The sequence below is a fragment of the Parafrankia sp. EUN1f genome, from assembly GCF_000177675.1.
Lineage (GTDB): Bacteria > Actinomycetota > Actinomycetes > Frankiales > Frankiaceae > Parafrankia.
Genome location: NZ_ADGX01000363.1, coordinates 1 through 1,372, shown reverse-complemented (window position 1 = coordinate 1,372; position 1,372 = coordinate 1). Strand labels below are relative to the sequence as shown.

The following is a 1,372-nucleotide window of genomic DNA, read 5'->3' as shown; positions in this document are numbered from 1 at the left end:
GGCGCGCCCCCGCGCAGTGCTGGGACCTGGCCGCGGTCCACCGGCTCCTGCACGGGGGCGGGCGGGATGACCCGGGCGTGGTGTGGGCCGCGGCCCGTGGGCTCGCGGCGCCGCCACCGCCACCGCGGGTCCGGCGTGACGGCCAGCTCGACCTGCTCGCGGCCCTCGAGGACGACCCCCGGGAGCGCCAGGACTCCCAGGACCCCCTCGCACCGGATGCACCGCGCGACGCTCCCGCGGGGGACCGGCGGGACGCGCCTGCGTGGGACCCGCGGGACGCGTGGCCGGCCGGTGGGCGGCCGGAGGACCCGGTCGGGCCCGACGGCCAGCTCCGGCCGGTCTGGGTCCAGGAGACGCTGCTCGGCCTCGCGCCGGGTGGTCTGGCGACCAGGCTGGAACGGGCGGCCCGGTTCGCACGGCTGGCGCTGACCGTGCGGGCGGCGCAGGAGCGGGCGCTGCGCGCACTGCCCGACCCGCGGGCCCGTCCGTCCGCGCTCGGGCTCGCGGTGCTCACCGCGCGGGCGGAGTCGGGCGCCGAGCTGCTCGCCCATGAGCTGTGGCGGTACGGCCTGCCGGTGCACCGCCCGACCGCCGAGGCGACGATCGCCGGCCTCGTCGGCCCACGGCCCCGCGACGAAGCCGGTCAGATGGCCGCGCGGCGGGCCCGCGACGCTCCGGTGCTGCGCCACCTCGGCGGCTCGGTCGATCTGCGCAACCCTGCCTCCGTCCGGGCCGGGCTCGCCGCGGTCGGCATCGACGTGCCCGACACCCGGTCGTGGCGACTGACCGCCCTGCGCGCGGCGCACCCGGCGGTCGACGCCCTGCTGCGCTGGCGCCGGGCGGAACGGGTCGCGACCACCTACGGTTTCCGCTGGCTCGACGAGCACGTCGGGGCCGACGGCCGGCTGCGCGGTGAGTGGCGCGGCAGCGACGGGGCCGCCGGGCGGATGACGGCCGCCGCCGGGCTGCACAACCTGCCGGCCGACCTGCGGGTCGTGGTGGTCGCCGAGCCCGGCCACCAGTTCGTGCGGGCCGACCTCGGCCAGATCGAGCCACGGGTGCTGGCGGTCGTCTCCGGTGACCGGGAGCTGGCCGCGGCGACCGGGCAGGACGACCTGTACGCGCCGGTCGCGGCCCGGCTCGGCGTCGACCGGCCCACGGCGAAGGTCGCGGTGCTCGCGGCGATGTACGGCCAGACCTCCGGCACCGCGGGCCAGGCGCTGCGCCAGATGCGCCGGTCCTACCCGGTCGCGCTCGCCTACCTCGACGCGGCCGAGTCGGCCGGCCGTGCGGCGGCGCGGGGCGGCTTCGACGGGCCGCCGCTGCGCACGTTCGGCGGGCGCCGGCTTCCGCTGCGAACCGGCGCCGCCGG

General features: G+C 80.0%; 1 protein-coding gene. It reads left to right on the top strand.

Going from position 1 to position 1,372, the window contains the following annotated elements; translation table 11 throughout:
- Positions 1-1,372, top strand: a 1,372-nt coding sequence (locus FREUN1FDRAFT_RS39085) for a DNA polymerase (RefSeq protein ID WP_006545987.1), incomplete at both ends; no start/stop codon positions are given.